Source organism: Pistricoccus aurantiacus (genome assembly GCF_007954585.1).
Lineage (GTDB): Bacteria > Pseudomonadota > Gammaproteobacteria > Pseudomonadales > Halomonadaceae > Pistricoccus > Pistricoccus aurantiacus.
In genome coordinates, this window is sequence record NZ_CP042382.1 from 1,648,201 (window position 1) to 1,666,027 (window position 17,827).

Annotated in this window: 14 protein-coding genes and 2 tRNA genes; 14 read left to right on the forward strand and 2 right to left on the reverse strand. The window is 63.1% G+C overall.

Going from position 1 to position 17,827, the window contains the following annotated elements; translation table 11 throughout:
• Window positions 1-67 precede the first annotated feature (67 nt).
• Window positions 68-1,888, forward strand: a complete 1,821-nt coding sequence (locus FGL86_RS07915) for a sulfatase-like hydrolase/transferase (protein WP_147184062.1) — start codon at window positions 68-70, stop codon at window positions 1,886-1,888.
• 113 nt (window positions 1,889-2,001) lie between these two features.
• The gene (locus tag FGL86_RS07920; protein ID WP_147184063.1) at window positions 2,002-2,526 is read left to right on the forward strand and encodes an AmiS/UreI family transporter; all 525 of its coding nucleotides are present in this window, start codon (window positions 2,002-2,004) and stop codon (window positions 2,524-2,526) included.
• Here the strand turns inward: FGL86_RS07920 and mscK are convergent.
• Entirely contained in the window at window positions 2,487-5,834 is a 3,348-nt protein-coding gene (mscK, locus tag FGL86_RS07925; protein ID WP_186764499.1) for a mechanosensitive channel MscK, read from the reverse strand. The genes FGL86_RS07920 and mscK overlap by 40 nt on opposite strands.
• Before the next feature lie 175 nt (window positions 5,835-6,009).
• Between mscK and FGL86_RS07930 the strand changes: the two genes are divergently transcribed.
• The 7 genes from FGL86_RS07930 (at window position 6,010) to nadA (ending at window position 11,985) form a co-directional block, all read left to right on the forward strand.
• The gene (locus tag FGL86_RS07930; RefSeq protein ID WP_147184065.1) at window positions 6,010-7,905 is read left to right on the forward strand and encodes a DEAD/DEAH box helicase; all 1,896 of its coding nucleotides are present in this window, start codon (window positions 6,010-6,012) and stop codon (window positions 7,903-7,905) included.
• An 87-nt stretch (window positions 7,906-7,992) separates the two neighbouring features.
• Entirely contained in the window at window positions 7,993-8,832 is an 840-nt protein-coding gene (locus FGL86_RS07935) for a segregation and condensation protein A (protein ID WP_246131767.1), read from the forward strand.
• Window positions 8,829-9,623: an SMC-Scp complex subunit ScpB gene (gene scpB, locus FGL86_RS07940; protein WP_147184066.1), complete on the forward strand. Its 795-nt coding sequence runs from the start codon at window positions 8,829-8,831 to the stop codon at window positions 9,621-9,623. The genes FGL86_RS07935 and scpB overlap by 4 nt, the downstream gene beginning before the upstream one ends.
• Window positions 9,620-10,474 carry a 23S rRNA pseudouridine(2605) synthase RluB gene (rluB, locus tag FGL86_RS07945; protein ID WP_147184067.1) on the forward strand — a complete coding sequence of 285 codons (855 nt, stop codon included), beginning with the start codon at window positions 9,620-9,622 and terminating at the stop codon, window positions 10,472-10,474. The genes scpB and rluB overlap by 4 nt, the downstream gene beginning before the upstream one ends.
• A 67-nt stretch (window positions 10,475-10,541) precedes the next feature.
• Window positions 10,542-10,617: transfer RNA gene (locus FGL86_RS07950), tRNA-Lys, on the forward strand.
• A 64-nt stretch (window positions 10,618-10,681) separates the two neighbouring features.
• A tRNA-Lys gene (locus FGL86_RS07955) sits at window positions 10,682-10,757 on the forward strand.
• Between the two features lie 202 nt (window positions 10,758-10,959).
• Entirely contained in the window at window positions 10,960-11,985 is a 1,026-nt protein-coding gene (nadA, locus tag FGL86_RS07960; RefSeq protein WP_147184068.1) for a quinolinate synthase NadA, read from the forward strand.
• Window positions 11,986-12,004: 19 nt separating this feature from the next.
• Here nadA and FGL86_RS07965 read toward each other — a convergent pair whose 3' ends face one another.
• Window positions 12,005-13,468, reverse strand: coding sequence for a M48 family metalloprotease (locus tag FGL86_RS07965; protein ID WP_147184069.1), 1,464 nt, complete (start codon window positions 13,466-13,468; stop codon window positions 12,005-12,007).
• Window positions 13,469-13,605: 137 nt separating this feature from the next.
• Between FGL86_RS07965 and FGL86_RS07970 the strand changes: the two genes are divergently transcribed.
• The 5 genes from FGL86_RS07970 to FGL86_RS07990 all read left to right on the forward strand — a co-directional run bounded on the left by FGL86_RS07970 (window position 13,606) and on the right by FGL86_RS07990 (window position 17,807).
• On the forward strand, window positions 13,606-13,869 hold the full coding sequence (locus FGL86_RS07970) for a sulfurtransferase TusA family protein (RefSeq protein WP_147184070.1): 264 nt from the start codon (window positions 13,606-13,608) through the stop codon (window positions 13,867-13,869).
• Entirely contained in the window at window positions 13,866-14,966 is a 1,101-nt protein-coding gene (locus tag FGL86_RS07975; RefSeq protein ID WP_147184071.1) for an AI-2E family transporter, read from the forward strand. The genes FGL86_RS07970 and FGL86_RS07975 overlap by 4 nt, the downstream gene beginning before the upstream one ends.
• 154 nt (window positions 14,967-15,120) lie before the next feature.
• Complete coding sequence (dapA, locus tag FGL86_RS07980) at window positions 15,121-16,011, forward strand: 4-hydroxy-tetrahydrodipicolinate synthase (protein ID WP_147184072.1); 891 nt, start codon at window positions 15,121-15,123, stop codon at window positions 16,009-16,011.
• Between the two features lie 39 nt (window positions 16,012-16,050).
• Complete coding sequence (locus FGL86_RS07985) at window positions 16,051-17,004, forward strand: lipoprotein-34 (protein WP_147184073.1); 954 nt, start codon at window positions 16,051-16,053, stop codon at window positions 17,002-17,004.
• 8 nt (window positions 17,005-17,012) lie between these two features.
• The gene (locus FGL86_RS07990) at window positions 17,013-17,807 is read left to right on the forward strand and encodes an MBL fold metallo-hydrolase (RefSeq protein WP_147186130.1); all 795 of its coding nucleotides are present in this window, start codon (window positions 17,013-17,015) and stop codon (window positions 17,805-17,807) included.
• Window positions 17,808-17,827 lie beyond the last annotated feature (20 nt).

The following is a 17,827-nucleotide window of genomic DNA, read 5'->3' on the forward strand; positions in this document are numbered from 1 at the left end:
GGTAAGCTTCCCCAATAAAGCGTCGGTATCGACTCGACCTTGGCCGCGCTGCGGAGGTTTCCTCGCGATGACAACACTTCTCGCTGTGAACGCTTTTGGCGCTCTGGTGCTCATAGGCATCGTCTTTTCCATCCTGATCTCGCGTTCCCGCTGGGTTCTGCTTCCCGGCCTGCTGGGATTCGTCTACGTGCTGTTCTGGGGGGTCTGGCAGGTGGCGGACATGATGACCGGCGTGGGCATCAATCAGTCCGTGCTCTTTCATTTCTTCAGCGGCACCGAGGACGCGGACTATCGCCAGTTCTTGAAGGAGATCGTCGTGTTCGCCGGCTTCGTCACCCTGGCGGTGTTGGTGCTGGCGGGGTCCGTGGTCAAGGCTTGGCGAAATCGCGTCGCTGCCAAGCCCGTTTCCCTGACAAGCGGATTCCTTCCATCGCTGATCGGCTGCGGGGTGGTGATCGTCGGCTGGCTGATCTCGCCCTGGCACCTGAACCTGCTGGCGCTCAAGGATTCCTATGTCGCCCTCGACGCGGATCAGACCCGCAAGCTGCGCGCGCTGTACGACACCTCGCCGCGTCGAATCACCAGCGACAAGAACCTCGTCGTGCTGTATCTGGAAAGCGTGGAATCCACCTATTTCGATGAGCGCCTCTTTCCGGAACTGCTGCCGGCGCTGCGGGAGCGCCGCGGGGAATCGCTTCACTTCTCCGGCATCGCCCAGACCCCGGGCACCGGCTGGACCATCGCCGGGCTGGTCAATACCCAGTGCGGGCTGCCCCTGGCGACTCCGGGGGCGGGAAACAACGACATGGGCCGGGTGCGCTATTTTCTGCCCAAGGCCAAGTGCCTGGCGGAGCACCTTCAGGACAACGGCTTCCGGACGGTGTACATGGGCGGCGCTTCCGGCAAGTTCGCCGGCAAGGACCGCTTTCTGGAACAGCACGGCTTCGACGTGGTGCGAGACAAGGAATACTTCGGCACCTGGAAAGGCATGGCGGAAAGCGAATTCTCCGGCTGGGGTGCCTACGACGACGAGCTGCTGGAAGGGGTCTTCGATGAGTTCGTCACGCTATCGGAAAAGCAGGAGCCTTTCGCCCTGTTCGCTCTGACCATGGATACCCATCATCCGCATGGGCACATCTCGCCGAGCTGTCGCGGCGTGCGATACCGAGATGGCAAGCTGAAATCCTTGAACGCCCTGGCCTGCGCCGATCGGCTGGTCAGTCGCTTCATCGATCGGGTGAGGGCGTCGCCCTGGGCCGCCGATACCACTCTGGTGGTGCTTTCGGATCATCTGGCCATGGTCAACGACGCCACCCCGCTGATCGAGAAGGCGGCGCGGCGCGATAATCTGCTGATGGTCTTCGACAGCGATATCGCCCCCGGCGAGCGCCGGGTACAGGGCACCATGCTGGACGTGGGGCCGACCCTGCTGAGCCTGATGCGGGCGGACACCGCTGCCCTGGGGTTCGGTCGTTCGCTGCTCGAACCCGGACGCTCGAATCAGGCCTATAGCCGCGACTATTTTGCCAGCGACGACGTCATGGAATACCTGAGCTTTTCACGAACCCTGTGGGACATGCCACAGGTGGTCGGACAAATCAGAAGCGATGGCGACAAGGGTATTCTGCTGGGGGGCAACCAGTTCGAGGCGCCGTTCTTTTCGGTACTCAACGAAAGCAACAAGGTGATCGAGCTGTATTTCTACAATTTCTCCCAGCACCTGGCGGACCTGCAGGAAGGCGTACGCTATCTCTATGCCCGGGAATGCGAAGAGGTGAAGAGCCCCAGTCCCGGCATCTGTCTGGTGGCGGGGTTGAAAGGGGTGGGTGAAAAGGTCTTTTCCTCCACGGAGCTCGTCGAGGGGGTTTCGGCGCTGGAGGCGTTTTGATGTCCAATACGTTAAAAATTATTTGATGGAAAATATTTCCACGCAGCTTGCTTGAGGTCTTCCGGCATCGTATAAGGCTCACTGCAAACGCGCATTGGGTGGGAGTTCAAGCAATGCATGAAGGGTTGAGTCTTCTTTACGTAGGGGCGGTGCTGGTGCTCAACGGCCTGTGGATGACAGGGCGTATCGAGGACCGGGAAATTCAGGTCATCAACTACTTCACCGGCGGGGTCAGCCTGGCCATCGCCGCCTATGCGGCATTCGGGCCCGGCGCGGACGCCAATAGCGTGCGTACCGCCGCTTTGACGCTGCTTTTCGCCTTCACCTATCTGTGGGTGGCCTTCAATCGTCGCAACGGCTGCAATGGTCGTGGCCTGGGCTATTTCTGCCTGTTTGTCTCCTTGACCGCGCTGCCTACGGGCTTGCTGCAATGGACCCAGGCGGATAGCCTGTGGGGCTGGTGGTCCACGGCCAACTGGCTGGCCTGGGCGATGCTCTGGCTCGGCTTCTACCTGATGCTCTGTCATTGGCCTCGGCTGCAGCCCTGGATGGCCGGACTTTCCCTGGTGCAGGGCGTGTTCACCGCCTGGATTCCCGGCTATCTTCTGCTCAACGGCTTGTTGCCCTTGGGAGGTTGATGCTGCTCCTCGTCTTCGTCCCTCTCTTCCGGCTGGGCCGCGGAAGATGACGAATCCTGCGAGAGATCCGTCGATTCCCCCTTGGCAGGCTTCTGGGTATCGTGCAGCCAGACGTCCATCTGGTCGAACGCCACTCGTATGCCATGCTCCCGGAACAGCCCGTCGAGCTGGCGGTTGATTTCATCCGGGGCAAAGTAGCGATCGAAAAGATCGTTGACGTAGATATACAGATGAAAGTTGAACGCCGAGGGGCCGTAGCTCGAGCAGATCACCATGGGAGCCGGGTCATCGAGCACCCGTTCGTTCTCCTTCGCCACCTGATGCAGCAGGTAGCGCACGGTTTCCAGGTCCGAGCCGTGGGCCACCCCATACTCCAAGGTGACCCGGGTCACGTTGTCCGACAGGGACCAGTTGGTCAGCTGCTCGGTCACGAAGGTCTTGTTGGGAATGATAATTTCCTTGCGGTCGAAATCCGTCATCGTCGTGGCGCGAATGCGAATACGGGTGATGGTGCCGTGCAGGTTGCCCAGGGTGATGGTGTCACCGATGCGAATCGGGCGCTCGAAAAGCAGAATCAAGCCGGAGATGAAGTTGGCGAAGATCTCCTGCAGTCCGAACCCCAGGCCTACCCCCAGCGCCGCTACCAGCCACTGCAGCTTGTCCCAGGACACCCCCAGGGTGCCCAGGGCGGCGACGATGCCTACCCCGACGATGGTGTAGGAAAGCAGCGATGAAATGGCGTAGGCGCCGCCGGGTTTGAGGGTCAGGTGGGAAAGCACCATCACCTCCAGCAGCCCCGGCAGGTTGCGGGCCAGGCTCCAGGTAAGTACCACAACGAGCAGAGCGATGAGAATGTCCGCCAGGGTGATCGGCGTCTCGCTCAGGGTCTCGCCGATACCCTGGGTCGTCGACCACACCTTGATATGGTCGAAATAGGCCAGGGCCACGAGCAGATCCGACCAGATGACATACAGCACCAGAGTAAGCCCCAGGAACAGCAGCAGCTTGGCCAGCCGCAGGGACTGCTGATTGACCTGCTCGAGATCCAGGGGCGGTTCCTCGACCACCTCGCCGCCGGCATCGGCGCTCTCCTTGGCTCGGGCTTCCGACTGCGCCTTGGCGCGATGATAGGCAAGCCGCCTTGCCGCCACCGCCAGGCTGCGGACCACCGTGGCGGTGCCAAGCAGCCAAAGGCCGACGGCATACAGGCTGGTGATGAAACGTTCGACAAGTCGCAGCACGGTGTATTCATAGCCCAGCACCAGCATGACGCCCAGCACCAGAGGCGCAGCGGCCAGCGCCAGACCCAGGAGCACATGGAACAGCTTGATGCCGAAATAAGGTCGATGCGCCAGCACGAGCCGCGCCAGGGTGAGGCTCATGCCGATGAAGCCCGCCAGCATCGGCAGGAAGTACAGCGGACGCTCCGCCAGGAATAACCCTTCGCCTTTTATCAGGGCGCTGATCAGAAGCACCGGGATCAGCGCAAGGCCGAGCTGGCCGAATAGGCGTCTCAGTTCCAGCACATAGTCCACCGGCCAGTGGAAATGATGCACGGCGACGCCGTTGGATACGGTCAGCCGCCGCGCCAGGGCAACGGCGCCCCAGGCCAGGGCGAGCTGCAGCAGCGCATCGCCCCAGGCAAGCCCGGTACCGGTCTTGAGTCCGAGTCCCAGTGCCGCCAGGGCCAGAGGCCCCGGCGCGGCGATCAAGGCGTTGAGCAGAATCGCCCAGGGGGTGTGCATCTGGGTATCGCGCTTGAGGCGTCCGATCTGCTTGTGCAGTTTCAGCAGCCGCGCCCGGATGGCGCGGCGCCCCAGCAGCAGCCCCGCCGCAAGCACCAGCAAGGGAATTCCCCACAGCGCCTTGAGAGGCGGGGGCGTCAGCACGGCGTCGAGATCGTCATGCCACTTCGATCCGCTGATCTGCGCCAGAAAGGAGGCGGGCAATCGCTTCAACCAGGTCAGATTCAGCGGGGCGCGGTTGGGGAGCCAGAAAAGCCGCTCTTCGATGGTGGCGTTCAGGGTATCGACGGTGTCACTGATCTGGCGTTGATTCAGCTGGAGATCCACGGCAGTGGCCAGCAGCTCGCCGTAGGTCTGCTCCAGCTGGTTCATCAGACCGCGGCGGGAGCGATAGCTCTCCGCGAGAGTCTCGGTCAGTTCCGCGGAGGGTTCCAGCCCCGCCTCCTCGATACGCCTGTCCACCACAGGGTCGATATCGCTCAAGGCCTCGCGCTGGCGCTCCAGTTCGAACTGCCTGAGGCGAATGTCGGCGATCTTTTCCGACAGGTCTTCGACAAGGGTGACGTTCGGCAGTGCTCTGCGCTGCTCCCGCAGGATGCGCGACAGCAGCTGGTTGTCCCCCACCGCGTCGACCTGCTCATTGAGTACGCGCTGTATCTGGCGCGCGCGGTCGAGCCGGCTGCGCAGTTCGATATTGCTCCATTCGAAGGCGTTGTGGCGATCGATGGCCTTCACCAGCTCGACGCTCAGTGCCTGATTGTCCTGGCCTGCCTGCACGATCAGAGGGTTGGATGAGGAATCCGACGTTTCGAGATGCGCCGAGGCATCGACGTTCTCCGCCAGCTGCTGCTGTCGCTGTTCCTCGAGAGCGTTCTGCATCAGCCGCAGACGCTTTTCGAGTCTTTCGATCGCGAGGCGCTGAATATCGCGACGCAGTTTGGCCAGTTCCTGGAGGCGGGTGTTGGCGGCAAGCTTCTGACGTTCCAGGGCGAGCTTGCCTTGCTCCATCGCCAGCTCTGTCTGCAGCTGCCAGACGTCGGAACTGTCTTGAACGTCCTGCTGCTTGTTGAGTTCGGTTCGAATCTCGTCGATACGCGTGAGGGTATCGCTGATCGCCGTCTGAACCCGTTCCGGCAGGGTTTGTGCCGCCACCAGCCGGGCATTGGTATCCGCGAGCCGATCCTGCTGCTTGCGTAGGCTATCCAGGGTCTCGCTGATGCGGGTGTCGAGCTCGGCGCTGGAAAGACCTCCGATGTCTTCCTTGTCCGGCTCCGCGCGACGACGGGCCTCCCGCAGCTCGTTGTCGAGACGGCGAATCTCCTCCGGTGCCTGCTGAAACCGCTTTTCGAGCTCGGCGCGCTGCTGCTTCAGCGTCTCGAGACTTTCCAGGTTGGCGAGGGCGGCGCGCAGTTCCTCGATTTCCTTTTCCTGCGCGGCTCCGGGCTTCTCTTCCTGGGTCAGCGGCTTCAGGCGCTGACTGATCTCTTCCCGCTGCGGCAGGCTGGCGTCGCCGTCGAGGACCGTGGTGGTTTCCTGAGCCAGCGCTCCGAACGATGCCAACATCCAGGGCAGCAGCAACAGCGCGCACCATCGCCTCCATGGATGCTTTCCTTTTCGTGCTACCATCGTCATCCTTGCAAACTCTTCCGCGAAATCGCTAGCGGATTGTGCTGCTCCGCTCCTGCCTTGGCAACGGCTCCATCCGACGAACTCGTTTCTTGACGCTTCATTGCCCGTTATGACCTCGATACTCTCGCCTGCTCTCGCTGCGGTTCCTTCCTTGCGCCCTTATCAGCGCCAGGCGGTCGCCCGCGTGATCGAGCATTTCAAGGCCGGCAGTGAGCCGGCGGTGGTGGTGTTGCCTACCGGCAGCGGCAAGTCCCTGCTGATCGCGGAGCTGGCCCGGCTGGCTCGCGGTCGGGTGCTGGTGTTGGCTCACGTGCGGGAGCTGGTGGAACAGAATCATGCCAAGTATCAGGCCTACGGGCTCCAGGCGGATATCTTCAGCGCCGGACTCAAGCGCAAGGAAAGCGCCCGCCAGGTGGTGTTCGGCTCCGTGCAGTCCGTGGTGCGCAACCTGGACGCCTTTTCCAGCGGCGATTTCAGTCTGCTGGTGATCGACGAATGCCACCGGGTGTCGCCGGAGGAGGACAGCGGCTACCGGCAGGTGATTGCCACCCTGCGTCGGGCCAATCCGCGTCTCAAGATTCTCGGCCTGACCGCGACGCCTTACCGCCTGGGTCAGGGCTTTATCTATCACCGCCACTATCACGGCATGGTGCGGGGTGAGTCCGATGCCTTCTTCCGGGACTGCGTGTTCGAGCAGCCGCTGCGGCTGATGGTCAAGCAGGGCTATCTGGCGCCGCCGGTATGTCGGGACGCGGCGGTCTTTATTGAAGGCGAGCGGTTGCGCTACGACTTTTCCAACCTGAAGCCCGCCCGGAGCGGACTGTTCAGCGAGGCGGAGCTTAACCGGGTGGTGGCGGGGCACCGGGCGACCCCGGCGATCATCGAGGAGGTCATCGCTTACGCCCGCACTCGCCGAGCGGTGATGGTCTTCGCCGCCAGCGTCGCGCATGCGGAGGAAATCCTAGGCTATCTACCGCCAGACGAGGCGGCGCTGATCACCGGCGTCACGCCCTCCCAGGATCGCACCCGGCTGATCGACGCCTTCAAGGGCGGCGAGCTCAAGTACCTTGTCAACGTGGCGGTGCTGACCACCGGCTTCGACGCGCCCCAGGTGGATCTGATCGCCATTCTGCGGCCCACGGAATCCGTGGGGCTCTATCAGCAGATCGTCGGTCGCGGACTGCGCCTGGCACCAAACAAGCAGGACTGCCTGGTGCTGGACTACGCCGGCAACCCCTGGGATCTCTATGCCCCGGAAGTGGGCTCGCCAAAACCGGACAGCGACAGCGAACCGGTGCAGGTGGAATGCCCGGAGTGCGGCCACGCCAACCTGTTCTGGGGCAAACGCGATGGCGAGGTCGTCATCGAGCATTTCGGCCGCCGCTGTCAGGGGCTGATCGAAGAAAAGAGCGATGGCGCGGCTTCGGGCGCCTGTAAAAAGCCAGGCGCGGTTTCGGGCGCCGATAAAAAGCCTGGCGCGGGGTCGGACGCCTATAAACAATGCGAATTTCGTTTTCGCTTCAAGACCTGCGAGCAGTGCGGCACCCAGAACGATATCGCCGCCCGGCGCTGCCATGGCTGTCAGACGCTATTGGTGGACGCTGACGACAAGCTGAAGGAGGCGCTGAAACTCAAGGACGCCCGGGTGCTGCGGGTCAGCGGCATGCAGCTCGAGGCCACCGTGAACGGCCGCGGCCTGGCTCGACTCAAGGTGACCTATCACGACGAAGACGGCGCCACCCTCACGGAATGGCTCGCCCTGGAAACCCCTGCCCAGCGCGGCGCCTTCCAGGCGGTATTTCTGCGGGATCACCTGCGCGCCCCGGGCACAGGCTGGCAGCCCACGTCTCCCCAGGCGGTGATCGATGAGCAGCGCCGCCTGCGGCCGCCGGATTTCGTCGTCGGACGGCGGGTCGGTCGTCACTGGCAGGTACGCAGCAAACTCTTCGACTACACCGGGCGCCATCGCAAGGCCGCGGCGGCGGGACCGGAAAGCATCGAGTGACTTACCTTTCCGGTCCAGGTATTGCTAGACTGCGCCCTGAACGATCGACAATACGCACTTGATGACCGATTCAAGGCAAGGACTGGCGTGAGCGAGACCCTGGAAACCACTCCCCCCGCAACCGAGCAGGCCGAGATACTGGCCCGGCTGTTCGATAAGCCCATCACCGAGCTGCCGCAGGATCTGTACATTCCCCCGGAAGCCCTCAGGGTGTTTCTCGAAGCCTTCGAGGGGCCGCTGGATCTGCTGCTGTATCTGATTCGTCGTCAGAACCTGGATATCCTGGCCATCGACGTGGCGGCGATCACCCGTCAGTACATCGAATACGTGGAACTGATGAAGGCCTTGGAGATCGAGCTGGCCGGGGAGTATCTGCTGATGGCAGCGATGCTGGCGGAGATCAAGTCGCGCACCCTGCTGCCTCGCCCGCCCAGGGCGGAGGACGAAGAAGAGGAGGGCGATCCCCGGGCGGAGCTGATTCGTCGTCTGCAGGAATACGAGCGGCTCAAGCAGGCGGCGGAAACCCTGGCGGAACTTCCTCGGGCCGGGCGAGACTGGTTTACCGCCCAGGCGGGGCTTCCTGCGCTGGAAACCCGGATCACTCATCCGGAAGTCGGTCTGAACGAGCTGTTGGGGGCCTTGGCGGGGCTGCTGCGCCAGGCGGAGCTGGTACAGGATCACCGGATCAGCCGCGAAGGCCTTTCCACCCGGGAGCGCATGCTGAGCATCCTGGAACGTCTTGAAGGCGGGCGCTACGTGCCCTTCACGGCGCTGTTCTCCTTGGAGGAAGGGCGCGCCGGGGTGGTGGTGACCTTCATGGCGATCCTCGAACTGGCCAAGGAGTCGCTGATCGAGATCGTGCAGAACGCGCCCCTGTCGCCGATTCACCTGCGGGCCCGGGCGCCGGTGGCGGACTCGGATCCATGAATTCCTTCGACGATCTCTTCACCCATCGCCTCGAGGATATCCTCGAGGCGGCGCTGCTGGCCGCCGGCGAACCCCTGGCGCTGGAGCGCTTCGAGAGCCTGTTCGACGAGCACGAACTGCCGCCGCGCGCGGCGCTGCGCAGCGCCCTGGCAAGGCTTGAGGAGCGGCACGACAGCGGGGCCTTGGAGCTGATCGAAACTGCTTCCGGCTTTCAGCTGCGCATTCGGCAGCGTTTGTCTCCCTGGGTATCCCGGCTGTGGGAAGCGAAACCTCAGCGCTATTCCCGGGCGCTGCTGGAAACCCTGGCCTTGATCGCCTATCGCCAGCCGGTGACTCGCAGTGATATCGAGGAAATACGCGGGGTAGCGGTCAGTACCTCGATCATGCGCACCCTGCTGGAGCGCCAGTGGATTCGCGTGGTGGGCCAGCGGGACGTGCCGGGGCGTCCTTCCGTCTATGCCACCACCCGCCAGTTCCTGGACGATTTCGGCCTCAAGACCCTGGACGGCCTGCCGCCGATGCACGAACTCAAGGCGTTCACCCAGGAACCGGCGCCATCGGCGACCCTGCCTCTCGCGCTGAGCGACAATACCGTTGACGAGACGTCGCCTTCCGATCAGCCCGACGGGTCGGAAATGAATTCGCCTGACGTCGAGCCGCCAAAAACCCAGCAGGCAGGACTCAGCTTCGCGGATCTGGAAGCGCGTCTGGCGGAGCGCCACAGAGCGCAGGCCAGCGACGAGGATTCGCCCACTTCAACGTATTCAACCAACAAGAGTCCGGATTCATGACGACTACCAGCGAAAAACTGCAGAAAGTACTGGCGCGGGCCGGCCTCGGTTCCCGCCGGGAGATGGAGACCGCCATCAGCGACGGCCGGGTCAAGGTCAACGGCCGCCTCGCCACCCTGGGGGACCGCATCGAGATTCGCGACAGTGTCACTTTCGACGGTCGTCCGGTGACGCTGAAAGCGGCGGATGACACGCCGCGCCGGGTATTGATGTACAACAAGCCGGAAGGCGAGCTGTGCACCCGCAAGGACCCGGAAGGACGGCGCACGGTATTCGAGCGTCTGCCCCGGCTCAAGGGCGAGCGCTGGATCGCCATCGGCCGGCTGGACATCAACACCAGCGGGCTCTTGCTGTTCACCACGGACGGCGAGCTGGCCAATCGCCTGATGCATCCTTCCACGGAAATCGAGCGGGAATACGCGGTGCGGGTCATGGGCGAGGTCAAGCGCGAGCACGTGCTGGCCATGGTCGAGGGCGTGATGCTGGAAGACGGCCCGGCGCGCTTCAGCGACGTGCAGGAGTTCGGCGGCGAAGGCATCAACACCTGGTTCCACGTGGTGATAATGGAAGGGCGCAACCGGGAGGTGCGTCGGCTGTGGGAGTCGCAGGGGTTGACCGTCAGTCGCCTCAAGCGGGTGCGCTACGGCAGCGTCTTCCTCGACAAGCGCGCCAAGGCCGGCGAATGGACCGAGCTGACTCAGGAAGAGGTGGACGGCCTGGCGGAACTGGCTCAGCTGCCCAGGCGCAAGGTGCCGGATCTGACGCCGGATGAGAAGAATCGCTGGAGCCGTGACAAGCGCAAGCGCAAACCGGTGCAAGGGCTGCGTCGCCCCAGGCCGTCGCGCCGATGACCGCAAAAAAACCCTTGTCAGGGCTTGTCAGATCAGGATCTTGCCATTACCATTTGCGCCCTGTCGGGGGTCGTTAGCTCAGTTGGTAGAGCAGTTGGCTTTTAACCAATTGGTCGTAGGTTCGAATCCTACACGACCCACCATTCCTTCCTCGGTACTTCACCCCATGAACGACCGCCGGCAGGATGCCATCGACAATCCCGCAACGGGTCGTTAGCTCAGTTGGTAGAGCAGTTGGCTTTTAACCAATTGGTCGTAGGTTCGAATCCTACACGACCCACCAGCTTCCAGCGCCCTCGCATCCCACGGATGCGGGGGCGTTTTGCCATGCGTCAGGCGATGCATTCGGGAGCGTTTTCACGTTAGACTGGTCAGTATGTTGTGAAAGAGGCGCGTCGAGGGATCGAAGAGATCGATCAGGCTTCGGCGCTTCCGTAATGCGGGGGGAGCCCCCGCCAGTCACAGTGGTAGACACGATGACGACCATGACAACGACTTCCCGCGTCGCGGTGCGCGAGCATCTGGCGCGCGCTTACTGCCCCACCCGACTTCCCGCCGAGGACAAAGCCCGAGCCGCCGAGATCAAGCGGCTGCTTGTTGCGCGGAACGCGGTGCTGGTGGCGCATTACTACACCGACGACGCCATTCAGCAGCTGGCGGAGGAAACCGGCGGCTGCGTGGCGGATTCCCTGGAAATGGCGCGCTTCGGCGCCCGCCACGAGGCCTCGACCCTGGTGGTGGCCGGGGTGCGCTTCATGGGGGAGACCGCCAAGATCCTGTCCCCGGAAAAACGCGTGCTGATGCCCACCCTGGAGGCCACCTGCTCCCTGGATCTCGGCTGTCCGGCGGCGGAGTTCAACGCTTTCTGCGATGCTCACCCGGATCGCACCGTGGTGGTCTATGCCAATACCTCCGCGGCGGTGAAGGCCCGGGCGGACTGGGTAGTGACGTCCTCCATCGCGGTGGATGTCATCGAGCATCTCCAGGCCCGGGGCGAAAAGGTCCTGTGGGCGCCGGACAAGCACCTGGGCGGCTATATCCAGCAGCAGACCGGGGCGGACATGCTCTTGTGGGACGGCGCCTGCATCGTCCACGAGGAGTTCAAGGCCAAGGGCATCGAGGATCTGAAAGCGCTGCATCCGGACGCGGCGGTGCTGGTGCATCCGGAATCTCCTGCCGCCGTAGTGCAACTGGCGGACGTGGTGGGCTCCACCTCCCAGTTGATCAGCGCGGCCAAGCAGTTGCCCAATGAGCGAATGATCGTCGCCACTGATCGCGGCATCTTCTTCAAGATGCAGCAGGCGGTGCCTGGCAAGCTGCTCTTCGAGGCGCCTACCGCGGGCAACGGGGCCACCTGCAAGAGCTGCGCCCACTGCCCCTGGATGGCCATGAACGCCTTGGACAACATGGCCACCGCGCTGCGGGAAGGCAGCGGTGAAATCCGCGTCGATGCCGCCTTGCGCGAGAAGGCGCTCAAGCCTCTGGAGCGTATGCTCAACTTCAAGCGTTAGCGCTAGCGGCCGGCTAACGCTAGCGAAAATCCTCCAGGGATTCCCGATAATCCAGGAAGGCGTCTCGGCGGATCTTGATGCGGCTCAGGGCAGTGGTATCGCCCTGTTGTTCGGCGACGTCCTTCGCCACCTCCAGCTGGCGGATGGCCTGATCGATACGGCCGGTGAGCTGCAAGGTTTCCGCTCTGGCCAGATGCCCCCAGGCCGGCTGGCCGCTTCTGCCCGCCGCCACCGCCAGCAGATCGAAGATCTGCGGGTCTTCCGGGCGCCGCTCGCTCAGCCGACGCAGAATGGTGAAGGCCTGGCCGGGGTCGCTGCCCAGCAGCGCTTGCGCCTGAAGATATTCCGCCGGATAGTAGTTCGGCATCAGCCGCAGCAATCGCCGGATGCGCTCCAGAGCCTGTTCCGGACGCCCTGTCTCATAGGCGACCTGGGCCGCGCTGGTCGGAATCATCGGCAGATCCGGTAGTTCTCGGGCCAGCTGGTCCAGTTCGTTCAGCGCTGCTTGGGTATTGCCTCTTTCCGCTTGGATCAAGGCTTCCAGGTAGCGCCGGGCGGCTTCCGAAGTACTGTCCTGGGCGAGCTGGCTAGCGGCCTGGGTCGGATCGTCCCGATGGATTTCCAGCAGCGCCCGGGCGCGAACCAGCGCATGGCGAGGGTCGCTGACGCCTGCGCTGCCCGGGCTGCCGATTTGCGCCACGCGAGATTGAACGTCGCTGATACGCGACTGGGTAACCGGGTGAGTCAGCAGGAATTCCGGCGGGTTGCCGCCCTGCAGCGCCATCAACCGCTGCATGCTGCGAAACATGTCGACGCTGGCGCCGGGGTCGAAGCCCGCCTGGGCCATGGCCTGCAGGCCGACCCGATCCGCCTCTTCCTCGTAACGGCGAGAATAGGTCAGCTGATCCTGAATGAACGCCGCCTGGGAACCCATGGCGGCGGCGATGCCCGCGTCCCCGCCACCGCCCACCGCCAGCAGCATGCCTGCCAGCATCGCCGCCATGGTAGGCAGCTGGGTCTCTTCCGCCCGAGCCTGGCGACGAGCGAAATGATGCTGTGACAGGTGGCCCAGCTCGTGGGCCAGCACCGAGGCCAGTTCGGATTCGTTCTTGGCGAAGCTGAACAGCCCGGTATTCACCCCGATCACGCCCCCGGGTACCGCGAAGGCATTGAGCTGGCGACTGTCGACCAGCGTCACCACCGGATCGATGCCGGGCAGATTGCTGTAAGGCAGCAGCTGGCCGATCAGCGACTCCACGTAGTGCTGGGTGATGGGGTCTTGCCACAGCGGTGCCCGGGCGCGGAACTGGCGCAGCCAGGTTCTGCCCAGCTCGTAGGTTTCGTGAGCATTGATGCCGCCACTGGAGGAACCCATCCGGGGCAGATCGAAATCGTCGATGGTCAAGGCTTGCGCCGGCATCGGCACCAGCATTGCCAGCGTCAGGCCCAGGGCAAGCAGACGGGAGTTGAACAGTCGCGACATAAGGCTCTCATCGAGTGTCAGCGGGAACGCAGCGTCTAGCGTAGCGCATTATCCTGCGACATTGCTTCATGGGTGAAAGTGCCTTTAAATGCCAGGCATCCGCATGTTTACCGCTTCGCCATGTTTTTGGAGACGTCATGTCCTTGCAGCCCGATGAGGTGCTCGATGCCCGCCAACTGCCCTGTCCACTGCCGCTGCTGAAGGCCAAGCAGGCCTTGTCGCGACTCGAAACGGGGCAGCTACTTGAAGTGCGTGCCACGGATGCCGGTTCCTGGCGCGACTTCGAGGTGTTCGCCGCCCAAGGGGCGCATGTGCTGGAAGCCCGGGAAACTCGCGACGATACCTATTATTACTGGCTGCGTAAGGGCAACCCCGCTCAGCGCGAGGATCGCGCTGAATGAGCCTGAGGTCGGTTTTCAGGAGCTGGATGGATCGCTATTTCTCCGACGAGGAAGCGGTCATCCTTATGGTGCTGCTGGTATTGGGCGTGGTAGTGGTGATGTGGCTGGGCCGCATGCTGGCGCCGTTTCTGACTGCCCTGGTGATCTCCTTTCTGCTGCAGGGGGCGGTCAACTGGCTGGTACGCCGGGGTTTGCCGCATCTTCCCTCGGTGCTGCTGGTGTTTCTCGGTTTCGTCGGTATTCTGCTGGCCATGGCGCTGATCGTGATGCCTCTGATCTGGAATCAGCTGGTCAGCCTGGTGCAGGAAATACCCCGCATGTTCGCCAGCGGCCAGATTTTCCTGGAAAAGCTGCAGGCCAACTATCCCAATCTGATCACGCCGGATCAGATCCAGAACTGGATCGGCATGGCCGGGCGTGAGATGACCCAGATGGGCCAGCGTGCGCTGAGCCTGTCACTGGCCTCCCTGGGCAACCTGATGTCGGTGATCATCTATCTGGTGCTGGTACCGATCCTGGTATTCTTCATGCTCAAGGACAAGGATCGGCTGGTAGGCTTCACGCTGTGGCTGCTGCCGAAGAAGCGCGATCTGATGACGCGCATCTGGCGGGAAATGGACACTCAGATTGCCAACTTCGTGCGCGGCAAGTTCATCGAGATCATCATCGTCGGCAGCGTCTCGTTTCTGACCTTTGCCTTTTTTGGCCTGCCGTATTCCGCGCTGCTGGCGCTGACGGTAGGGCTCTCCGTGCTGGTGCCCTATATCGGCGCGGCGGTCACCACCCTGCCGGTGGCGGCGGTAGCGGGATTTCATTTCGGCCTGGGGGATCAGTTTCTCTATGTGGTGATCGCCTATGGGGTTATTCAGGCCCTGGACGGCAACGTGCTGGTACCGGTGCTGTTTTCCGAGGCGGTCAACCTGCATCCGGTCTCGATCATCCTCGCGGTGCTGTTCTTCGGCGGCATCTGGGGCTTCTGGGGCATCTTCTTCGCCATTCCCCTGGCCACGCTGATCAAGGCACTGCTGTATGCCTGGCCGCGGGGTATTCAAAAGCGCAGCGAACAGGCGGCCCAGCGTCGCCAGACCGAGGCCTGAGTGAAGTGCCGAAAGCGGCTCGCCGATAAACACCCGGCTCGGGTTCTGTACAGGCCTGAGCCGCCTGAGTACCATTCTCCCTATGGCCAGCCGAGCCGACCTTATCGACTCGTTCCGACCTGGCGTTCATGACCCATTCGAGAGGACTAAAGGAATGATCACAGGCAGTATCGTCGCTCTAGCGACGCCGATGAAGGTCAATGGCGATATCGACTGGGAGGCGCTGCGCCGACTGGTAAACTTCCATCTCGACAACGGCACCGATGGGATCGTCGCCGCCGGCACCACCGGCGAGCCCACCACCATGTCTTTCGCGGAACACTTCGACGTCATCCGCACCATTGTCGAGGAAGTCGATAGGCGCATTCCGGTCATCGCCGGCACCGGCTCCAATAACACCACGGAGGCGGTGGAGCTGACTCGCTACGCCAAGGAAGTGGGCGCCGACTATTGCCTGACCGTGGCGCCTTATTACAACAAGCCGACTCAGGAAGGCCTGTATCAGCACTTCAAGGCCATCGCCGAAACCAGCGACCTGCCGGTGATTCTCTACAACGTGCCCGGACGTACCTGCTCGGACATCTACAACGAAACCGTGCTGCGCCTGGCGGAAGTCGACAACATCATCGGCCTGAAGGATGCCACCGGCAATCTCGAGCGCGCCGAGGATCTGATTTCCCGCCTCGAGGGCAGCGGCTTCATGCTCTATTCCGGCGACGACGGCACCGCCTGCGACTTCATGCTGATGGGAGGGCATGGGGATATTTCGGTCACCGCCAACGTGGCGCCGAAGGCCATGCACGAACTCTGTACCGCCGCCGTGGCCGGCGACGCGGACAAGGCGCATCAGATCAACACTCGCCTGATGCCGCTGCATACCCAGCTGGGTATCGAATCCAACCCGATCCCCGTCAAGTGGGCGCTCAATCGCATGGGATACAGCGAAGCGGGCATTCGTCTGCCGCTGACCTGGCTTTCGGAGCGCTATCATTCCACGGTGAGCGAAGCCTTGCAGCTGGCGGGACTCATCGAGGACGCCGGCTGATCGATGCCGGCGTAATCCATCCATCACCAAGGTAACTGCATGAATCCCGCGTTGAAATGGCCACCTCTGGTCGTGCTGCTGATCCTGACGGGCTGTGCCCGAGACGGCTACTATGACGATCGCAGCCAGGACTACACGAATGCGCAAAGTGCCGCGCCGCTGACCTTGCCGCAAGGGCGTGACGTGAGTCGCTATCAGCCGGTGATGCCGGTGCCGGAAGCCAACGGCAGCTTCCAGGCCCAGCAAGACTTCGAGGTGCCCCGCCCGAATACGACGGGGGCCGGTGCCGGCGCACAGGCGCTGGTGGAACGGCGCGGCCTGGGTGGCGATCAATGGCTGGTCGTCAAGGATTCTCCACGGACCGTATGGCGTCAGCTCAACGATTTCAGTCGCCGCCAAGGGCTGGAGGTGACTCAGCAGGACGCCGAACGGGGTACGTTGTACACCACGCAAGGTACGCTCAGCGTGCAGTCGGGGTTAGGCCGCGATGTCAGCGAAGTGCGCTGCGAGCAGGGTGGCCAGGTAGCGGAAAGCTGTCTGGCGGCACTGGAAAGCTTTCTGGGCGCTCAGGGCCAGACCGCCACCGCCTCGACCTTTACCCAGCGTCCCGCCGCCGGCGCTGCCAATCCGGTACGCGTCGAGCGCCGCGGCGGCGATTGGCGCATGGTAGTGGACGCCTCGCCGCGCTCCACCTGGGCGGAACTCGACTATCAGCTGGAGGAAAGCTTCAATCAGCCGGGCCGACAGCAGCTAGTGGACAAGAACCCCGAGGCGGGGGAATTCCTGATCGAATATCTTCCTCAGGAAGGGCGAGAGCGCGGCTTCTTCGGCACCCTGTTCAGTCTGGGCAGCGATGAATCCCGCCGGCTGCGGGTAGCGCTAGAGGAAGCCGGCAATCAGACCCTGGTGAGCGTCGTCAGCGCCGACGACGAACCCCTGAGCGCCGATCAGACCGGAGAGATTCTCAAGCGCCTGGCGACCCTGCTGCGCTGATGGGAGAGATGGAGGCCAAGGTGCCGGATGCGGGGAGACGACTGTCATTTGCATCCCTGGGCAGCGGCAGCAAGGGCAACGCAACCCTGGTCAGCGACGGAGAAACTCGGGTGCTGGTGGACTGCGGCTTCCCCATGCGCGACGCGGAGCGGCGATTGAACCGGCTGGGCCTGCACCCGCGACAGCTCGACGCGATCCTGGTGACCCACGAGCATGGCGATCATATTCGCGGCGTGGGCGCCCTGGCGCGGCGTTACCGGCTGCCGGTCTATCTGACCGCGGGCTGCTGGCTCTCCCGGCGCCTAGGAGACGTGCCGGATCGGCACTGGATCCTGCCTCAGACACGCTTCGCAATCAGGGGGCTGGAAATCGATCCGATTACCGTACCCCACGATGCTCGGGAGCCGGTGCAGTTTCGTTTTCGCGCCCACGGTCGGCACCTGGGTGTGCTGACGGACCTGGGGTATCCCACTCAGCACGTGGTGGACGCCTTTCGAGGCTGCAATGCCCTGGTGCTCGAATGCAATCATGATCGACAGATGCTCGCGGACGGCCCCTATCCGTTTCGACTCAAGCGACGAGTGGGCGGCGATTGGGGACACTTGGCCAATTCTCAGGCCGCGGCCCTGCTGCCCCGCCTGGGGCTCGATCGCCTGGAGCGTATCGTATGCTCGCACCTGTCGGAACAGAACAATCATCCCGAGCGAGTCCGCGAGATCCTGGCGCCGCTGCTGGACGGTGACGAAACTCGTCTGATGCTAGCCGCTCAGGACAAGGGCTTGAGCTGGCAATCCATTGCCTGATTACATTTCGGAGACCCCCA